Raw genomic sequence first — 19970 nt, forward strand, 5'->3', positions numbered from 1 at the left:
ACAAGGTTTACACTTCGAAACCATAGTTCATATGGGAGGGGCGATTCCATGAAAACATCAACGCAGACAGCAGAGCCTACCGTCTTGACGCTGCGTGTCGAAGGCATGGACTGCGGCGGTTGTGAGCGCAAGGTAGTGTCTGCGCTGGAACGACTGGACGGCATTGAGGAGGTGACGGCAAGCTCTGTCACGGGGTCGGTGAAGATTCACCACCACGATCACAGGCCCCCCTCGCAAAAAACCATTGAAGGCACTCTGAACGAGCTAGGCTACCAAGTGGTCTCCGATGATGACCACAAACAGGCGTCCAGCTCTTCAATTCCCTGGTGGCAAACCGCCAAAGGGCGCCTGGTCATTATCACAGGAAATCTGCTGGTAGTGGCCTTCGTGCTTGGTTTGGCATGGCCTTCGTTGGGTAATATCCCTTTCATTCTGGCCACGCTGGTCGGCTTGATGCCCATCGCGAAGAGTGCCTGGGGCGCACTCAAGATGCGCAACCCTTTTACCATCGAGATGCTGATGTGCATTGCGGCGCTTGGCGCATTGGCCATCAATGCCGCTGCTGAAGCAGCAATGGTCGTGTTCTTGTTCGCCGTGGGAGAGCTGCTCGAAGGAGTAGCCGCTTCACGGGCGCGACGCAGTATCTCAGCCTTGGCAAACTTGACGCCGTCAACCGCAAGACTGATGGACAATGGCGATCTGCGTGACGTCTCGGCAGAATCGCTTGAACCCGGTCAGCGCGTGCTGGTGCGTCCCGGGGATCGCGTCCCCTGTGATGGACGTATCTTGGTGGGGACGTCAGACCTGGACGAATCGCCGGTAAACGGTGAGTCCATACCCCGTTCGCGCGCACCAGGTGATGACATTTTTGCTGGCACAGTGAACCTTGATGCCGCCCTGGAGGTGGAGGTAACACGAGGCGCAGATGACAACACCATTGCGCGTGTCATCCGTCTGGTTGAGGAAGCGCAGGCTGCCAAGGCGCCCATAGCCCGCTTCATAGATCGTTTTGCTTATTACTATATGCCCGCCGTCGTCTTGCTCGCGCTACTGATGGCGATAGTGCCACCGCTGGTATCGACCATGGCATGGTCGGAGTCGATTTACCGGGCGTTAGCATTGCTGTTGATCGCATGCCCCTGCGCACTGGTGATTTCAACCCCTGCCGCCATTGCCGCAGGGCTCTCGGCGGGCGCTCGGCGCGGCCTGCTGATCAAAGGCGGTGTCGTTCTTGAACAGTTAGGCAAGCTTCGCCTGGTAGCGCTAGACAAGACGGGCACTCTCACTGCGGGTACCCCAAAAGTCACGGATGTTGAGTCCTGGGCTATCGAGGAAGGCGATAAAAACGTATTACGGCTTGCCGCCGCGATAGAGCGAGATTCCAGTCATCCTATCGCTACGGCGATCGTCGATCATGCCCATCAGTCGGGCCTGACCCTCCCCCTGGCCACCGGCAGCCGCGCTCTGGCGGGACGCGGCGTTTCAGGCCGGGTGGAGGATCGCGAGCTAAGCTTGGTAACGCCTCGTCACCTTCATGGGCAAGTCATGCTTGATGAAAGTATCAGTGCGCGGATTGTCGAGTTGGAAGAAGCCGGCAAGAGCCTTGCTATCCTCGTCGAAGGCGAACGTCTACTGGGCTTGATCGCTGTTCGCGATGAACCACGCGAAGATGCCCTTGAGGGCCTGGCGGCGCTATCGCGGTTGGGTGTGCAAGCCGTGATGCTCAGCGGTGATAACACACGGACCGTCGCTGCCACTGGAGACCGCCTGGGCATTGAAGCGCATGGCGAACTGATGCCTGAAGACAAGGCAGAGTATATTCGTGACTGGCAAGCGACGGGCCGTGGCCCCGTCGGTAAAGTAGGCGATGGCATCAACGATGCCCCGGCCCTCGCGGCAGCCGATGTCGGTATCGCCATGGGCGGCGGCACGGATGTGGCGCTGGAAACGGCAGATGCGGCCTTGCTAAAGAATCGCGTTACCGGCATCGCCGAGCTGATAGACCTCTCTCGAACCACGCTGCGCAACGTCAAAACCAACGTCGTTCTCGCCCTTGGCCTAAAAGCCATTTTTCTAGTCACCACGGCTCTGGGTATTACCGGCATGTGGATTGCGGTGATGGCCGATACCGGTGCAACCGTCCTGGTTACGCTGAATGCCATGCGACTGCTAGGTTACCGATTTTCGCCCGATAACTCGTTGACAGGCCTGTCTCAAGGGAAAACAACGTCATGAAAGCAGCGCAAAACGACGGCCCTTCACATCGTTGGCCATGATTCACCCTCGCTGGCTTGATTGGTAGTGCAGCCATGCAAACCCCTACCACAGTCGAAAGCCTGTACGTACAGCCTGATGCTCGGCCGCGCGCTTGGTAATACCGTTAATCATTTGGCGCGAGGGCGCGTCGTCGACTATCGGGACGTTTACCGGGCGAATGGCATTGGCCCGCCTTTAACATGGCCGATATAGCGTTATTGACAAGTGTATTGATGTACGCAATGACGTTATGGCGTGAGCGTCCTGCTTTTAAGCTCTTTGAGTAACAGTATGGACTCGGTCAAGCAAGAGAAGAGAGATTCATTTTTTACTGGGCGACTCTCACCAATAGTCGATTGCCTTGTAGCGCTAGCCGCCGGGGTGTTGACCACCTTGAGTGCTGCCCCTTTCTTCCTGTGGTGGCTTGGCCCAGTGGCCGTGGCACTGGTCTATTGGAAGATACAGACACTAACGCCCGCGATGGCCACCCTGCGCGGGTGGTGCTATGGAGTAGGCCTGTTCGGCTCCGGCACGTCATGGGTCTTCGTTGCTATTCACGATTTCAGTGGCACGGGGGCCCTTGGAGCGATACTCCTTACCTCTCTTTTTGTCAGCGCCCTGGCGCTCTTTTTTGCAATCCCCTTTGGGCTCTATCGACGCATAACGGGGCCACGGTTAGCCTTTCTCAGCTTTGCCGGTGTCTGGGTGATTAGCGAATGGCTACGCACCTGGTTGTTTACCGGCTTTCCCTGGTTATTGCTGGGCACCTCTCAGATAGATTCTCCACTAGCCCCCTGGGCGCCCGTTGGGGGTGTGTACTTGCTGTCACTCTTTACTGCGCTGACAGGCACGTTAGGGGTAGAGATGCTACGCCGCCGCTGGGGTTGCCTTGTCCCGATTGCCGTGCTGTGGCTCGTTCCTTTCCTGTTGCCTACCCAATGGACAACCCCGGCTGGCGACCCCGTACGTGTGACGTTGTTGCAAGGGAATCTTGACCAGCGCATCAAATGGAGTGCCAAAGGCCAGCGTGAGGCGATCAATATCTACACAAAGATGACGCAGGAGCAATCAGGGCAGACTGATCTCATCGTTTGGCCTGAGGCAGCACTTCCCATGTTTGAGCAGGAAGCGCAAAGAATACTCGAGCAAGTATCGTCTGATCTCGGGCCGGGTACCCCGTTACTTACCGGTATCTTGCAGCGCGACAATGAAGGGCGCTCCTACAACAGCGTTATCGGTCTAAATAACGTACAAGGCCAATACCAAAAAGCCCACCTGGTACCGTTTGGCGAGTACCTGCCGCTAGAAAGCCTCCTCGCCGACACCCTCGCTTTTTTTGACCTGCCAGCACCAGGCATGGCCCCAGGATCAGACAAACAGGCACCGTTACACGTAGCCGGGACAATCATTGGCAATGCCATCTGCTATGAGATCATTTTTGCCGATCATGTAGCCCGGCAGGCACGTAATGCAGAACTGCTATTGACGGTTTCCAACGATACGTGGTTCGGGCGTTCCATTGGCCCACTCCAACATCTTCAAATGGCGCGTCTACGCGCCTTGGAAAATGGCCGTCACCTGATTCGTGCCACCAGTAATGGCGTAACGGCCATGATCGACTCCCAGGGCCATGTCACTGCCCGCGCCCCACAGTTTGAACAGACCAGTTTAACTGGCGAGGTAACCCCTATGCAGGGCCTGACCCCGTTCACTCGCACCGGTAGCTGGCCCGCCTGGATACTCGCTGCCCTGCTGATGCTGCCTGGATTATTACCACTGAACCTGTTCAAGCAGAAGAGGCACACTGAGCGCCCACAGCATTAAAGCATCACTTCCATAATGCCATGGGTTGGCCGCACCCGGGATTTACTCTGAATAATGCGCTCCGGCCCAGACAGCATGGACAACCGTCTATCAGCGCTTTCCACAGTGGCGTGATGACGGCATCTTCGATCGGATTCTGGCACGCCTACACCTTCGTCTTTGTGAAGACGGCATCATGGATATCGACACCTGAATGATGAATTCAACATCCATCAGAGCGGCTCGATCAGCCAGCGGTGCCGGTAAAAAAGGCATCGGTATAACCACCGGATCATACCCTCGGCCGTAGCCGTGGCGGTCTGGGCACGAAGATACATCTTCTGTGTGACAGCCGCGGCTTTCCTCTTGTCTTCTCCCTTTCCACAGGCCAGTGCGCCGATTCGATACACCTGACCGAACTGCTGTAGAAGGTTCGATTACCGGGGCATTCGGGTCGACCTCGCAAATGCGGCCGTTACATCGTGGCGGACAAGGGCTACAACAGCGATGTGCTGCGACGCTACTGTACACGTTACGACATGCGTCCGATCTCATCCCGCGATGCCGCATGCATCGACGCCCGCGGTCGGGTCTGCCGCATAAGTTCGACCGGCCAAAATACCGTCAGCGCAACGTGGTGGAACGCCTGTTTGGCTGGCTGAAGGAAAACGTCGGTTGAATACCCGTTACGACAAACCGGCCAGCAGCCTCAGGGCCATGGTGTCGCTGGACTGCCGAGCGATGCATGAGAGCCGACTTTTCAGACAGAACCTGATCACTGTGCTTCCATTGGACGGATCTATCACCGTTTCCGACATGTTGGTTTTGGTTCGATTGATGCTGGCTGGAACCGGCATGAAGCGGCGATTCTTTGGCTGCCATGCCTCTTTCATCGAAGGATCGGTGTGGAGAGTAGTTAATGCCAATGCGACTGGATGGCCTGACGAGCGCAATGGCACATAAAACTATCCCGTAAAGAGCTTTCCGAACGCTCTAAAGTGCGACTTCTTCTGAAATACTACCGAGTGTCAGATTCAAAGTTTTTTGCGTCCTCGTGGATCGATAGGTAAGACATTTGATGTAGGTAGTTGCCGTTCTAGCTCATCAATGCGGTCATACAGCTCAAGCATGTTGGCATCGGCCTCACTTAACAGGCTTGCAAGGTGATCTCGTTGCCGTGTAATTTCCTCGATCCGCTCCCGAAAGCCACGATTTTTCTTGCGAGTCAATAAACTGACCTGACGCGCAGATTTTGGGTATTCCTCAGCATGCACTTCAATGTACTTTTGGATTTCATCAACCAAGAGAGGAAATCGCGTTTTTTTCAAGGCAGAGGGGTCACTGCCGGCCTCTTTGGCAACGTTGTTCTGACTTAAAGGAGTACCCTTTGGCAGTCGTTCGGACTTGTTGTTTTTTAGGCGCTCGAACGCCGCGCGATACTGCTCTTCGGCGCTCGTACGCTTGGTTGAACCAGTAGAGTTACATTTGCTGGATGGCATGGCGATAGTTCTCCACACTACGTTTCTGGGCTTCGAGTGAAGCTCTCAGAGGACTTTCTGCTTCGGCAGTAGCCAGGCGCTCGTCCAGAATTGCCTCCAACGCTTCAACTTCATTGAGTTGCGCGGGGTCATACAGCACGTCCGCACATGGCTTGGGCTGCTCAAGAGAATCGCCTCCACCGCAATGTGCGATATTGTCGATACCGCCATAGGGACAAGGGGCTCTACTGGTGCAAATGCCAAGCAATACAGAACGATAAGATGCTATACCTTTCTTGGCCAGATTGATCACTTTCCTGGCATCAGTAGCTGAGATTAGCCGCACGATCTCGGATTTCCGCTTCTCACCGTGCGGGCTGACAAAACGGTCACTCGCAAGCTGTTGCAGTTGTCGTCCCAAAACTTCGTACATGGTACGGACATAAAGCGTATGGGCTTTCTCGTCCAGCCGCACTCGTGAGTGGTTCTGACCATAATAGAGGCTCATCGCTCTGGTGACATGCTTGAGCTGAAACTGCAGGGAGGCGTCGCTGACCAGTCCCGAGGCCTGCATATTAACTGCCCCGGTTCGCCTCAGCTGGTGCCAGGCCAACGGCCATATTTTGCCAACTGCGAACTCATCAGATAACGTTGGTGTAACCATACGTGCCAACTCAAAATCTTTCTGGGTAATACGCATCTGCTCAGGGTCGAATAGCTGAAGTGCTCTTGCCAAGTATGGAATCCCGGGACGAAGAGAGTGATTGGCTTTACTCCCTCTTTTGCTCCACGGTTCAGTTGCATAGCCAATTAGATAGCGCGATTCTGAGGCTGTAGCTTTTGTTTCTGGGTGTGCGTTGGGCTCAGACAAAGCACTTTCTGTACGGAGGTTAGCGACAACCTGCATGGCTTTAACCGCTACCCTGGCTGAGGGAGAGGTTACCCAAAGGGCTTGGGAGTCAGACATGGTTTTAGTCGTGCAGCCTTGCAAGATATAAATATCACCAAAGGACGGATCCTTCTCTATTTGCAGGCAATTCGTTCGGAGGTTCCAGGCCTCTTCGACTCGCATAAGACTGAAGTTCAACAAATAGCCCAGTCCGGCTCTGCTTACGAGATTTAAGTAGCTGGTCAGTGTCTGGACACGGATCTCTCTGTCGCTCCGGCCTGTCCAGCGTTCCAGAAGGTCCGCGATACCAAACCGGCGGGCCGTATCGATGAATTGACCGTAATACTGACGTCCAGTCTGTTGGCCGTTAGCTTCGTCAGTTGGCCACCTAAGCGGATAAAACGACTTGGGCTTTTTTTGCCCTTGAGGGGTTATGAAGTTGGACCTATAGGCGTTCACACAGAAGCGGAAGCACTCCTCTACAGACTCTTGATGAGCCAGAAAGTCGTCCAGGCATGCGCGTAAGCGTGTAACTTGGTAATGCCAGATGCGAGGTGGGATATACGGGGTCTGGTTAACCTGATGTTCAGGTAAGGATGCTGCAAGGCGCGCCAGTCCTGCGCGATCAAGGACAGTGAACCCTATAGTATTGCGGCGTTCATAAAGTTCACTTAATAGTGCTAAAAATTCGCCTGATCGGGATATTTGAAGCACTTTTGATAGTTGATCTGAAACTCGAGGAAACTGACTTAGCTCAGACGCTAGAATGCCTTCTTGAGTACATAGAACAAACAGCTTACGCATCTGATCGAAACGGGTTTTCAGACCTCGGACACCGCGTGCTCCATTCGGGCCATACAACCACCAACCGATAATGGTTCGCAGCAAATCTGCATTCGCAGGACTAATCACGGCTGCATATTTTTTTATCGGGCCGTCACCGAAGTTGAGGATAATCGCTTTTCCTGCCCACGGATCAAGCCGCCAAATAGGATCACCCCAACGACTCACTATGTGACCAGCTGCATCAATGATGACCGGCCAATCTCGTTGCGGTGGCCAACACGGTGGACGATAGTTGGGCGCGTCAGGAACTGCCAGAGGCGAGTCAATGGAAAGGCCAAATTGCGAAAGAGGATTTTGCATTATATTGATTGTTGTCGTAGTTCTGCCAATCGAATGAACCCTGCCCAGACCGGATGATAATCACCCTCTGTGATACGGGCACTCATCTCTTCCACCCAAAGCTTTCGTATATTGTTACTTTCTTCAAAAAAACGCAGTTTGGCCGTCAGACGCTTGATCGTAAGCAAGGCTGGATGTTCTGTCGCCACCTGACTTCCTGCACTAGGCGGGTGGTAGCATGCCAGCTCGAGTGATTTAAGGTGACGCAGGCTGCCGAGAGACCAGACATGATCTTCACTTTCGATATCCCGATGTTGCACACAAAACAGACAGCCAGCTGCATTTATGCAATCAGGACGCGGTGCATTCCGCGGAGTTTCACTTAGCAGTTCAGGTTTGGCCGATATACATTGACCTGGGGCGGGAGAAGAAAGGGATGGGTCGGTTTTTTGATGGAAGCGTGTAATCTCCGCCATGGCGGTCTGTGGATGCGGGTCGGAATATACCCTTATTAGCGTTTCAACCGTGTGTTGAGCCATCTCTGCAACCTGTTCCGGATTCTGAGACTCACGAAGCAACCAGTTGATACGCGTTCCGCGCATTTTTCTTGGCCTTACAAGTTGTATGCCGATTTTGCTGCAAACATTCATAAGACTCGTGAATTGAGGCGGCTCTACTGTGATTCGTCCTCCAATGCGCACAAGTGGAAATAGCAAATCATCTGGCTCGGTGGAAAACCATTCAGAGCGCCACACGAGATAATTTTCGAACCAGTTTCGGTAATTGGCATAAATTTCGAACAGTACTTCACCGTCGCGGCGCTTTTTAAAGGTGCGTACCTGATAGCCGTCTAGGTGACTGGCGTAATGGAAATGCTCGACTCGCATGGTATGGGCTTGCTGCAGGTTCATGCCGGTCTGAGCAATGAATATCAGCAGCTCGCTTTCAATGCGTAAATTGACAAGAGGATAACGAGTTCGCAGGGTTCGATCTTCCTGCCAGGCAGCACGAGCTGCCGCTGACGCTTCTATCTGCGCCCGGGATTGGGGTCTGGTACGTCGAGCCGCTGCTTTCTCCGGTTGCGGCAGTCCTGACCATTGTTCCAAGACTTGTCCGGTGCGTAACGGGATACAAACCGGCAGCGCTCCCTTTATTGTTTCTGACGTCAATGCGTTGCATATATCAGCTAGTAAATGTCCGAACTCGAAGGTGCTTTGCAGATTCTGTTTATCTGCTCTAGCAGTATGCACCTTGCCTTTGCTGCGTGGCTTGCGAATACGAGTGCTTTTGCTCAAGCTCGCCTGGCGGTCCAGCGCACGGTCAAGCATTGTCGCGGTGAGCCTGGTAAGGTCATATAGGGTGCCTTCACTAAAGCTGCGCTCGACTCGATAACGGTGTAGTAAGTGATCAGTCCAACGAATGAAGGTATCGGACACCGTTTCGAGATCAAGTTTTTCTCCTGTCGCATCGCTCCAGGCAAAGAAGCGTCGCAACGCAGCAATTTTATTTTGCGCCGAGTAGCGGCTTCCGCCACCAGCAAGGTCGGCAGCCATGTGTTCGTGTAGCCGCATTACCAACTCGATGCGCTCTGGTAATAGTTGACCGAGCTCGCCCTGATCGATCTGACTGTCAACTTTCTTCGTTTTTGCAGCAGCACCGCCTCTGTATAGCAGCGGTCGGAGATCCCATGGTCTCTCATGAATCCCGTACTCAAGTATCGTAAATGTAAGATCAACGGTGCAGCTACTCATGATGCGGTACCCCGGAGCCGATGCCACTGAATGCCGCCATAAAGCTATTTGAGAGCGCTTGCTTGACTGGCAATGCCTGTAAAAATCGAATGTATTTAAAAGTAGTCGCTTCCGAACTGGGACTATGAAGTAGTGCGTCTCTGACCATCGAAATTACGATAGCGACATCGGTACAACTGGAAAGGCCCAGACGTGCCAATTCGGTACCGAAGGTGCAACGTGACTGGTGGAAACGAAATTTACGAAGCGCTTGTAAACCTGCTTTTGATCCTCGCTCCCGAAACGCTGACATCTCAACATTTACTGCAGATGACTGATCGGTGCTACGTCTGCCGTAAGCATTGCCAAATCGAGTCAGGAACAGCAGATCACGCTGTTCGGGTGATGCTTTCGCCTCTCTTCTTAGCCGCCGCAATCCATTGCCATATTCAAGCAACTGATCAAGCAACGCTTCGGGAATCCAGATTTGGCCAGTCACACCAAACTTGGTGTGCACCGATGGAGAGGCGCCTGGACCTATCGCAAGGCGCAGTAGCCCTTCAGCGGAAGGGTCTGGGATAGCGTGCTTAAGGGTTTGGATCTTGAGATCACAGATACTCCCAAGCCGCATTCCAGTGAAAAAACCGAGTGCCAGCATGAGATAAAGCTCAGGCGTAGCATGCAGTGCAGCAAAATTCATGATCGCGTCGCGATCAGCCTCTGAAACTGGAAGTAATCCATCCTCAAGTGTCTGCCCAAACCGTTTACGATTCGGGATGCCAAGATCGGTCGTGATTCCACTTATTGTTCTTTCGAACCCGATCTGATCGAAGTATTTAACCAGGTAGGGCTTATCCCGCCATAAGGTAAGGGAAGGAGATAGAAGCTCCTTGTGTTTCACCCATCGATAGAACATGACGCAATTGCGCATGTACTCGGACGCTGTTGATGGACTGATCTGGCCCGCATCGCGCGTCCTTATCAACGCTCCCCGATACAACACCAAGCATCGATCAGCTTTGCGAACAGGAAACTCAAACCAATGTAGATGATGAGATTCCAAGAACTTGGCGTAATTGAGCAGGCCATTCATGTTGCTGACAACAGTCTTTAGAGAAGCATTGCCAGTTGTTGCTCGTTCTACTGCCCACAGGTTTGCTTCCCTCCAGGGCATGCAGTCTGCCCAGAAAAGCTGAGGCAAGCCTTCAATAGATGGTTGACTGTTACTGGGCGAGTAAGTGGTAGATTTATCGCCGCATACAACGTGGTGGGGTACGAAGTGAATGCGTTCTAACGTCGCCATTCATTGCTCCGAGTTAGCTTGGCCATGTCCATGGCACTAACTTCATGGTTTGGGTGTCACTACTATATAACTTACTCTTATCGATGGAGTAGGGCTCTACAAATGGTGCAAGGGTGCGCAGTGTGGCCAGCACGCGCGCGCTCATGTCGCCATAGAGTTCGTAGTTGCTGGAGCACAGCACCAGCCCGTGGCGTGCGGTTTCCGGCGGGATATGGTGCAGCGGCATGCCCATGGGGATGCCCAATGCAATGGCCTCGCTTGAGCGGGCGATCACACAGCCGTCATTGTTGGAGAGCACAACCACGGGCAGGCCATGCAGACGCGGTCGAAACACACGTTCACAGCTGGCATAGAAGTTGTTGCAGTCCACCAGTGCGATGGGCGCCTTCATCGCCGCACCGCACGCACGATGTGGGTCACCACGCCCCAGATCTGGCATTCAGCACTTCGTACCAGAATAGGCGCATGACGCGGATTGGCCGAGTGCAGGGCCGGCGTGCAGCCCCGGCAGCGCAGCTCCTTGACCAGCAGTTCGCCATCCACCACGGCAATGACGACATCGCCATGGCGGGCCTCGATGGCCCGATCCACCAGCAGCTTGTCACCGCCATGAATGCCTGACCCGTCAGGGCACTGCATTGAATCCCCTTCGGCGGTAAACATGTAGGTGGAGGTCGGGCGCGGGATCAGCTGTTCGTTAAGGTCGATGCGCCCGCCGTCATAATCCTGCGCCGGGGAGGGAAAGCCCGAAATGCCAGCCCGGACATGATAGAGGGCACAAGGGATGCTGCGTGGTGGCGGATCGATGGTCATCGCCTGTGGTGAAGTGACATGAAGCATGTCGGCGGCCTGCGATAATGAAGATGATATATGTATATATATACAGCATTCATGGCGCAGGCTGCCATGCTGTTCCCGCAGGATTACGACCAAACGATGAGTCGATTCATGCCAGAAGGGGAGGCGTCAACGCGGGAAACATCAGGCTCATCAAGGCCTGTTGCGGCACCATGATGCGAAGGAGCAGGGGTTACCTGTCAGGGACATCTTCCAGTTCGCGGCGCCAGCGCTGCAGGATGCGCCGGTGGCGGCGGGTCTTGAACTGTTCGGTACGGGCATCATCCGGGATCAGCAGCATGCGGCCATCATCGGCGCTCTGGATGTGGAACGTTCGGCGAGCACCAATCTGATGTTTTTCTGCGCCAAAAATGGCAATGAGACTGATCTCGATGGAGACCAGCGCGTCATCACCGGCAATATCATTGTGCTCGTCAAACTCGATGCCCCGGGCAAAACCGGCCTGTCGAATCATGTTGCCAAAGGTGCCGGCCTCCATGTAATCGCCCGACACCATGGGCCCCTGGCGGGTAAATTCGTGGAGGTTGATGTCCCGGCCTTCGTCCTCCCGGTCTATGTTGACCGGTCGGCCCGAGTCATCCACCACGTCGGTCACGTTGCAGAGCCACTGCGTTCTGGAGGTGGTGATGCGGGCCATGACAAGGTCAATGAAGACACTTTGCCTGCTCATGTTGCTGAACAGGCAGACCGAGTTGATGTCGCGCCCCTTGCCTCGATTGATGATGATCTGCGGACGCCGCTGCATACGAAAATTGTGCAGCAGAAGCTGGAGATAGATGGCCCAGATGATCAACATGCCTACGCTTGTGATGCCGCTGAACGTGTCGGCATTTTCGGTAATCCATTGCCACAGGCTGCTCAGCGAAGACAACATTCAAAAAATCCGGGTGGTCGATACAGGTATCTGTTGGGGGCCGATCAGGAGGCCAGTTTCAGGCTGGCCGGGGCCTTGCCGCTGATGTGAAGATAATGGTTATCAAAATCGGCAAACTCGGTCAGCCGAGGCCAGTCGAGAATGGTCAGGGTCTTGCGATACAGCGAGACCAGCTCCTGATGTCTTAAAAGCTGCAGGGAGCGGTTGAGATGCACGGGCGACAGCCCCAGGGCTTCGCCCAGAGCGACCTGGGTCAGCGGAAAATACATGCTGTTGGCATTCGTCTTTTCAATGATCGCGTAGCGGGTGAAAAGCTCACAAAGCAGATGGGCCAGACGCATGGCGGCCGGACGGCGCGTCACGTTTAAAAGCCACTCCCCCATCATGGACCTGTCGACGGCCGAGGCCAGAGCAAGGCCGTGGGCAAGGCCCGATTCCGGTGTCAAACGAGAGAGAAATTTCTGCCGGTCCAAAAGCGTTACGCGAACCTCCGACAGGGCTCTGACGTTGTAGTCCAGACGGCATTGAACGGAGGAGATATCCTCGCACTGATCGCCGGGCAGAATAAGCGAGATGATTTGATCGGCACCTTCATGGGCGCTTTTGAAACGACAGGCCCAGCCGTCTGTAATGAGGGTGATCCTGTTTGGCCTTTCACCGGCACTTGCCAGTCGCTGGCCTCTGGAAAAGCGCTGCCTGCTGTCGACACACTCCTGAATGGCCGACGTCTCTTCCTGAGTCAGGCAAGAGTAGAAATTCATTTTATTAATGAATGAATACATGTGCCTTCTGCCCCCGATTACCTTCACGGTTTGATCGTTTGTCATCATGGAAAAAGAACAGCATCTGTTCTAAAGGTACCGGCATTTCGACTGGCTTTTCGCTCTCTGAAAGGTGTAGGAAAAAATGAAAATCAGCCGCGCCAGATATCATGTCTCCCTGCTGGGACACCCTTTTTTAAAGAATCATGAATCCCGAAAAGAACCCTTCTATCTCTCTGGTGTTCATCCAGTAGGGAACGGGTTTACGGCCATGCTCAATATACTCCTCAAACCCCCTGCCTTATAAATAACGCATGTTATTGTCATTTCTGGATTTGAGGTTTTGAGACGTTTTTTTGTAATGAATCAGGTGGTTTGGGTGATGTTATGTGCAGGCTGGCGAGTAAGAACGTTGAGATACCTTGAAGGTAAAGCCGCATTGGAAAAATACGCTGATATTTTTTGGGAAGGGAGTGGTTTTTCTCAAAATTAAAAATTGATCGAGATTATTGATCCAGTATCTTTTTAAAATATTGGAGGCTTATTTTGTTCTCTTATTTAAGGCAAATGAACCGCTTTTAAAGTGAGTATTAAGTCGATGTGAAGTCAGTGGTCATTAAACCTGTTTTCCTGAAAAGGATAGGTTGACGAGAACAAGCGTTTTTTTGCCGCTTGATAAAGGAAGGGTATTCGTCTGCAACGCTTTTTAAAGCGCCATTGTTTTGAAGGGCGTCGGTCGCTCATGTTTTTGAAGGGGCATGACACGCCTTCGAATGGAGACCTGTCATGCGGTGAAAAGTATCAGGCTCTGATTGAGTCAGCAGTCTACGCGCGTTGACGCTTCCAGGCTCTGGCGCCCAGCACCGCCAGCGTCACCGCCGTCAGTGGCAGGGCATACAGCAATACGGCGTCTCCCAGCAGGGTGGCGCTGTCCTGCTGGGTGGAATACAGCACCAGATAGGCGGTATAGGCGACGTAGTAGGCGAAAAACAGCGCGCCTTCCCAGCGATCGATTCGATAGCCGGTAAAGAAAATCGGCAGACAGGCGATCGAGACGGCCACCATGACCGGGAAATCAAACACCAGCGCGTTGGTCGAGACGGCAATGGGCAGGGGCGACACCAGTGAGGCCAGTCCCAGTACGCAAAGCAGGTTAAAAAGCCCGCTACCGATCACGTTGCCCACGGCGATATCGCGCTCGCCACGCGCCGCCGCCATGATGGAGGTGGCCAGCTCCGGCAGGGAGGTGCCGATGGCCACCACGGTAAGCCCGATGACCAGATCGGAAAGCCCCAGCGCGCGGGCAAGCGTGGTGGCGCCTTCGACCAGAAAGTGTGAACCGCCGACCAGAAGCGCCAGCCCCGCCAGTACCATCACCAGATTGAGTACCCAGGAGCTGCCACCTGCCGGCGGTGTCTCGTTCGCGTGGGCATCATCGCCCCGGCGTTCACTGTTTTCTCGCTGTTCACGCCGACTGCTTTTCACCATGAAGACCGTGTAGGCGATGATGCCCGCAAACAGGATGGCGCCATCAAGGCGGCCGAGCGTGCCGTTGGCCGCCAGGGCCCAGACCAGCAGCCCGGCCACGATCAGCAGCGGAACATCCAGACGAATCAGCTGACGAGACACGATCAACGGTGCCACCATGGCCGTCAGCCCCAGAATCAGCAGGACGTTGGCAATGTTGCTGCCGACCACATTGCCGATCGCCAGATCTCCCTGGCCGCTGAGCGCCGACTGGACGCTGACCGCGGTTTCAGGCGCGCTGGTGCCAAAGGCCACCACGGTCAGACCGATCACCAGGGGGGAGATACCAAAAAGGGCGGCAAGCTTCGATGCGCCCCGCACCAGAATTTCGGCGCCCCCCACCAGCAGGATCAGGCCTGCGATCAGATATACGAAGGTCATCAATGTCATCACTGAGCATCTCTTTTATCTATGGCGTCAGAAAGTGTTCGATCACTGCCTTTGATGATCAAAAGCGTAGTCATCGCCCAAAGGGATTGCCTTGATGATGAGCTGAAGTTCGGTCGGTGGGCGCAGTCATGAAGGCCCTCGGCAATCGGTCGTGTGGTGACCGCCCTACAGACTTTCGATATTGATGTCCTGACGCCACTGATCAAGCGCTCGGCGCTGGCGTCTGGAGTAGAGCTGATGGGTTTGGTGGCTTTCCGGCACGACCAGCATTGGGCCATTGTCATTTTGAACCAGCTGGAATCGACGCCGGGCGCCGATCGGGCGTTTTTCCGTGGCCTGAATGACGATCAGATTAATGTCGATGGCCTTGATCACTTCATCGCTGCCCTTGACGGTGTAGTCGTGATCGAGCGTCAGGCCATGCTGTCTGGCCGTGTAGGCAATGATGCGATCAAAGCTGCTTGCCTTCATGTACTGCATCGAATTCAGTGGGCCCATGCGAGTGACCAGCTCGCCTTCCTCTTCACCACCGCCCTTGTCGGTGTCGCCTTTCTCGGTCGTGTCTTCATCGGAGGATGACGGCTGCTGGCGAGTATCTTCATCCGTCAGTTCGGTGATGTCACAGGTGAGCGTCTGTCGATCGGTTTCCAGCCGGGCAAGGATGGATTCCACGAAAACGACGCCATGACCCATGTTGCTGACCAGACAGGGGCCTTCGACCCGGCGGGCCTTGCCATGCTTGATCAGTAGGGCAGGACGGCGCAAGGCACGGGCGTCGCTGACGGCGACCTGCATGGCAATGCCCCAGATCAGCACGTGGCCGATACTGGCCAAACCGCCGACCACGATGGCGTTATCGGTAATCCAGCCCCACAAGGGGGATAGCTGGCTGAGCATGCTGCCCTCTCCTGCAAGACGTGGAAGATGTATGGAGCGTCATGGTAGCAGAGCCTGTCAGTGAGCCCTTCATGGATCGCGCACCTCTTTTGACGCCTTGAGGACATGGTGATTGCCGTGTCGGCAGCACCGCAATCATCCAAAGCGCTTTGATAGTAAAAAATCATTAAGTGAATCTCGATGGACTATTCAGGCTTGGCTAGGTTTACCGGTGGCTTCAGCTCTGGTTCAGTTTAAGGCCGATAGAGGTCGCGACTGCACCAGCGCGGTGCAGGCTTGCATCAGAAATTTACATTTGATGCAGGATTTAACCTCGACTAACTTTTAATTGTCTTCAGCCTGGTTTCAGTTAGACGGTCCGTCAGCGCCATGGCGTTTCCACAGGACAGCTTTCGACACCAATGATGACACCTCTAATCAAAGCAATGGAGTGCTTGACATGTCATCTGGCGTACAACTTTCCTTCACGATCGGTTGGATCGCAATGCTGCTGGGGGCGTGCTGTTCTGGCTGATCAGCCGCCGTCTGCCTCAGGTCGAAAAACGTCATGGTGTGGCCGCCATGACCATCGTTTTTGTGGCCTTTGCCAACTACTTCGCCATGGCGCTGGGTCAGGGCGACATCTTCTTTAACGGCCGTACGGTCTATTTTGCTCGCTATACGGACTGGGTCATCACGACGCCCATCCTGCTGGCAAGCCTTGCCATGTTTGCCGGTAACACGCTGAGCCGCATCGCGACGCTGCTGGCGGCACTGATCGCGGCTGACGTCTACATGATCGTGACCGGTCTGGTGGGCAATCTCTCCTCTGCCCCCTACAACTACTACTGGTGGATCATCAGCATGGTGGCCTTTCTGGTGGTGCTGGGGCTTATCTGGGGGCCGCTGCGTCAACGCGCCAGTGAAGACGGACAGATGGCACCCTTCTCGAAGCTGGCCAGTATGCTGACCGCGCTGTGGGTGTGCTATCCCATCGTCTGGCTGGTAGGCAGCTCCGGAGCCGAGTTGATCTCCGTGACCGTTGAGAGCTGGCTCTATCTGGTGCTGGACGTGACGGCCAAGGTCGGCTTCGGGTTCGTGGCGCTCAGCGCTGCCCGGCAGGGACAGTCACGAGCACACTGATGTCAGGACCGGGCCGCTGTCATGCGGCCCGGTCGGCATATTGACGGCACCTCCCAAAGGCACAGGGTCATGACATCGATCAACGCGCTACGCAAGGGCACCGGGACCATTCGGGGTCGACTGCTCTGGCTGATGGCCGGTGCCATCGTGCTGGCCCTGCTGTCACGGCAGGGAGAGTCGGCCGGCGTGATGTCGCTTTCGGTATTAACGGTGGGGGTGGCGCTTCTGGGATTGCCTCATGGCGCCTTCGACCACCTGACCGGTGCGCGACTGATTCGTCATTATCGACCTGATACGCAACATCCCAGGGCCTGTCTGGGGCTTTTCATGACGGGCTATCTGCTACTGTCACTCATGCTGCTTGAGTGCTGGTATCACTGGTCATCATTGGCCCTGACCCTGTTTTTATTGCTTTCGGCGGCCCATTTCGGCACCGACTGGCGTGGCGGACAGCGTCTGATCCATCGGCTGTGCTGGGGCGTGCTGGTGATCGGATTGCCGTTTGTCTGGCGTCCCGATGAGGTCACCGATATTGTTCGGACACTGGCGGTCCCTGATCCCTCTCCCTTTATAGAAGCTGCCCGCCCGATGGTGGCGCTGGCACTGAGCATCGTGCTGGTCGGCGCTCGTCGTGAGGGCGCCATGTTTTTACTGGCAATCGGTCTTTTGCTGCTGGGCGCGATCACGCTCAACCCCTTGATCTATTTCGTCTGCTACTTCTGCTGTTTTCACAGCCCGCTGCATCTCGGGGCCATTCGTCATGAGCATGGTCTGAGCGGACGCCGCCAGATGCTTGCAGTCGCTGCGCCTGTAGTGCTGATGACCTGGTTTGGCGCGGGCGTCGGCTATTTCTGGATGAGTCATGCTCACGTCAGTGGGGCATTGATCAAGACGATCTTTATCGGTCTTGCCTGCCTGACCGTGCCGCATATGCTGGTGGAGTGGCTGGGCGAGCGTATTGCTCACGCACCCGTAAAGGCCGCCCGCGGCTGATACGGTCTTTCCTTCGCCTGTCGTGATAGACGCAGGGCATCTGGCCGATACACCACGATTGGTCATATCCCTGTAAACTACGTCGCCACGCTATCAATGGTTTCAGGTGGTTATCGACGTGGATGTTGTCTCTTCCCGACTGCGCGCGACTCTGGCACTGGCACTTTGCCAGCTGCCGCTCGTCTGGCTGATCGCGCTGCGCTATCTCCCTTTCATGGACATGCCCCACGATGGCTGGGGCATTCTCTATCTGGTGCTGACCTGGGTCGGTCACCTTGGCTTTCTGGTGCTGCTGGGCTGGGTGATTTTGCTGTTGCCGGCGCTGGTGCTGCCGTCGCGATATCTCTGGCCGCTGGCGGCACTGCTGGCCACGCTGGGCATCAGCGCGCTGCTGGTGGATACGGTGGTGTATGCCCAGTACCGCTTCCATGTGAATTACTTCATGGTGTCGCTGTTTTTAAACGATAAAAACGGCGAAATCTTCAGCTTTTCTTCCGAGACATGGCTCGTGGTGGGCGGGGTCGCTGTGGCGCTGCTGGTAGCACAGGGTTGGCTGGCGCGAAGGTTGATCATGGCGAATCGGATGCGCCGCCTGCCGGTGGGAAAGCTGTCGGGGGTTGTGCTGCTGTCGCTGGTGGCCAGTCATCTTTTACATATCGTGGCGGATGCCCGCTACATGCGCACCGTCACTCAGCAGACCAGTATTTATCCGCTGCTCTTTCCGGCCACGGCCAAGGATTTCATGGCCGATCATGGCTGGCTGGACCCGCGAGCGGCCCGCAGTGAGCGAGCCGATGTCGGTGCCCGCGAGGCTGATGAACTCGAATGGCCGAGCCATCCACTGCAGTGCAGTCCACAGGCTTCTCCCAACATCATGCTGGTCATGATCGATTCCTGGCGCAGTGATGAATATGACGCCCGCACCACGCCCAATATTCACTCGGCGCTTGAAGAGGGCGGCCGCCGCTATACCCATCATTACAGTGGGGGCAATAGTACGCGTACCGGGGTCATGAGCCTCTTTTATGGTCTGACCGGCAACTACAATGCCTACATCAACAGTACCCAGACGCCGCCGCTGCTGGTGACCGAAATGCAGCGTCAGGGGTATGCGCTGGGTATTTTTGCGGCAGCAAGTCTGGACAGCGTGGGCTTTGATCGCACCGTGTTTTCATCGGTGTCGCCGCTGCGCATGGGCACACCCGGCGACACCCCGCACGAGCGTGATGAGCGCATGACCGATGACTGGCTTGCATGGATCGATCAGCACGAGCGCACCGAAGGAGACAGGCCCTGGTTTGGCATGCTGTTTTACGATGCGCCCCACGGTTACAGCGTCCCTGAAAATGCCGAGCTGCCCTTTCAGCCTTCGGCCCGGGGGATGAACTATCTCGAACTGGGGCCGGAAACCGACCCCGTTCCGCTGTTCAATCTGCACCGCAATGCGGTGCACTACGATGATCAGCTGATCAAGCGGGTGATCGATGATCTGAAGGCGCGGGGGGAGTGGGACAATACCCTGCTGATCGTGACTGCCGACCATGGTCAGTCCTTCAATGACTTTCACAAAAACTACTGGGGACACAACAGCCACTTTGCAGCGCCCCAGACCCATGTGCCGATGATTCTGCATGGTCCGGGTGTGTCTCCCGGCGTGGAGGAGGGCATGACCAGCCATCTCGACGTGGCGCCCATGCTGATGCGCCATGCGCTGGGCTGCACCAACCCCTTGTCGGATTATGCTCAGGGCGGCGATCTGCTCGATGAACGGCTCGACCATCCCTGGGTGGTGGCCAGCAGCTATCTGGATTACGGGATTATCGAGCCTGATCGGATCACCGTGGTGAATGGTACCGGGCAGTGGAAGATTCTTGATCGTGAGCTGACGCCGCTGGATAACGCCGACTTCTCACCGGCGGTGTTCAAGGCTCTGCAGCAGTTTCACCAGTTCTACGAGCAATAGA

15 protein-coding genes and 1 pseudogene are annotated in these 19970 nt (G+C 55.3%); 6 read left to right on the forward strand and 10 right to left on the reverse strand.

Features of this window, described 5'->3' with window-relative positions; genetic code table 11:
- Positions 1-48: 48 nt before the first annotated feature.
- The 3 genes and pseudogenes from B9G99_RS08230 to B9G99_RS17010 form a co-directional block, all read left to right on the forward strand.
- A complete protein-coding gene (locus tag B9G99_RS08230) occupies positions 49-2235 on the forward strand; it encodes a heavy metal translocating P-type ATPase (RefSeq protein ID WP_086621615.1) in 2187 nt (728 codons plus the stop codon).
- A gap of 312 nt (positions 2236-2547) precedes the next feature.
- Positions 2548-4080: an apolipoprotein N-acyltransferase gene (gene lnt / locus B9G99_RS08240; RefSeq protein ID WP_086621616.1), complete on the forward strand. Its 1533-nt coding sequence runs from the start codon at positions 2548-2550 to the stop codon at positions 4078-4080.
- Between the two features lie 76 nt (positions 4081-4156).
- Positions 4157-4834: pseudogene (locus B9G99_RS17010) on the forward strand (IS5 family transposase); the annotation flags it as partial.
- 259 nt (positions 4835-5093) lie between these two features.
- Here B9G99_RS17010 and B9G99_RS08250 read toward each other — a convergent pair.
- The 10 genes from B9G99_RS08250 to B9G99_RS08295 all read right to left on the reverse strand — a co-directional run bounded on the left by B9G99_RS08250 (position 5094) and on the right by B9G99_RS08295 (position 15891).
- Positions 5094-5558 (reverse strand): hypothetical protein, encoded by a 465-nt coding sequence (locus tag B9G99_RS08250; RefSeq protein WP_086621618.1) that lies wholly within the window; start codon positions 5556-5558, stop codon positions 5094-5096.
- Complete coding sequence (locus B9G99_RS17015) at positions 5539-7572, reverse strand: hypothetical protein (RefSeq protein ID WP_211329640.1); 2034 nt, start codon at positions 7570-7572, stop codon at positions 5539-5541. Before B9G99_RS17015 ends, B9G99_RS08250 begins: the two co-directional genes overlap by 20 nt.
- A complete protein-coding gene (locus tag B9G99_RS08260) occupies positions 7572-9302 on the reverse strand; it encodes an integrase (RefSeq protein ID WP_086621619.1) in 1731 nt (576 codons plus the stop codon). Before B9G99_RS08260 ends, B9G99_RS17015 begins: the two co-directional genes overlap by 1 nt.
- The gene (locus tag B9G99_RS08265; RefSeq protein ID WP_086621620.1) at positions 9295-10584 is read right to left on the reverse strand and encodes a site-specific integrase; all 1290 of its coding nucleotides are present in this window, start codon (positions 10582-10584) and stop codon (positions 9295-9297) included. Before B9G99_RS08265 ends, B9G99_RS08260 begins: the two co-directional genes overlap by 8 nt.
- 13 nt (positions 10585-10597) lie before the next feature.
- On the reverse strand, positions 10598-10975 hold the full coding sequence (locus tag B9G99_RS08270; protein WP_086621621.1) for a Y-family DNA polymerase: 378 nt from the start codon (positions 10973-10975) through the stop codon (positions 10598-10600).
- Complete coding sequence (locus B9G99_RS08275) at positions 10972-11424, reverse strand: LexA family protein (RefSeq protein WP_086621622.1); 453 nt, start codon at positions 11422-11424, stop codon at positions 10972-10974. The genes B9G99_RS08270 and B9G99_RS08275 overlap by 4 nt, the downstream gene beginning before the upstream one ends.
- 190 nt (positions 11425-11614) lie before the next feature.
- On the reverse strand, positions 11615-12316 hold the full coding sequence (locus B9G99_RS08280) for a hypothetical protein (protein ID WP_086621623.1): 702 nt from the start codon (positions 12314-12316) through the stop codon (positions 11615-11617).
- Between the two features lie 44 nt (positions 12317-12360).
- Positions 12361-13098, reverse strand: coding sequence for a Crp/Fnr family transcriptional regulator (locus tag B9G99_RS08285; protein ID WP_158521462.1), 738 nt, complete (start codon positions 13096-13098; stop codon positions 12361-12363).
- An 804-nt stretch (positions 13099-13902) separates the two neighbouring features.
- Positions 13903-14985, reverse strand: coding sequence for a calcium/sodium antiporter (locus B9G99_RS08290; protein ID WP_236946594.1), 1083 nt, complete (start codon positions 14983-14985; stop codon positions 13903-13905).
- 174 nt (positions 14986-15159) lie between these two features.
- Complete coding sequence (locus B9G99_RS08295; RefSeq protein ID WP_086621626.1) at positions 15160-15891, reverse strand: hypothetical protein; 732 nt, start codon at positions 15889-15891, stop codon at positions 15160-15162.
- Positions 15892-16365: 474 nt separating this feature from the next.
- Between B9G99_RS08295 and B9G99_RS08300 the strand changes: the two genes are divergently transcribed.
- The 3 genes from B9G99_RS08300 to B9G99_RS08310 all read left to right on the forward strand — a co-directional run bounded on the left by B9G99_RS08300 (position 16366) and on the right by B9G99_RS08310 (position 19969).
- Positions 16366-17013 carry a bacteriorhodopsin gene (locus B9G99_RS08300; RefSeq protein ID WP_158521463.1) on the forward strand — a complete coding sequence of 216 codons (648 nt, stop codon included), beginning with the start codon at positions 16366-16368 and terminating at the stop codon, positions 17011-17013.
- Between the two features lie 69 nt (positions 17014-17082).
- Positions 17083-18006 carry a Brp/Blh family beta-carotene 15,15'-dioxygenase gene (locus tag B9G99_RS08305; protein ID WP_158521464.1) on the forward strand — a complete coding sequence of 308 codons (924 nt, stop codon included), beginning with the start codon at positions 17083-17085 and terminating at the stop codon, positions 18004-18006.
- A 118-nt stretch (positions 18007-18124) separates the two neighbouring features.
- The gene (locus B9G99_RS08310) at positions 18125-19969 is read left to right on the forward strand and encodes a DUF3413 domain-containing protein (protein ID WP_227875753.1); all 1845 of its coding nucleotides are present in this window, start codon (positions 18125-18127) and stop codon (positions 19967-19969) included.
- The last annotated feature ends 1 nt before the right edge of the window (position 19970 follow it).

Source organism: Kushneria konosiri, from assembly GCF_002155145.1.
Lineage (GTDB): Bacteria > Pseudomonadota > Gammaproteobacteria > Pseudomonadales > Halomonadaceae > Kushneria > Kushneria konosiri.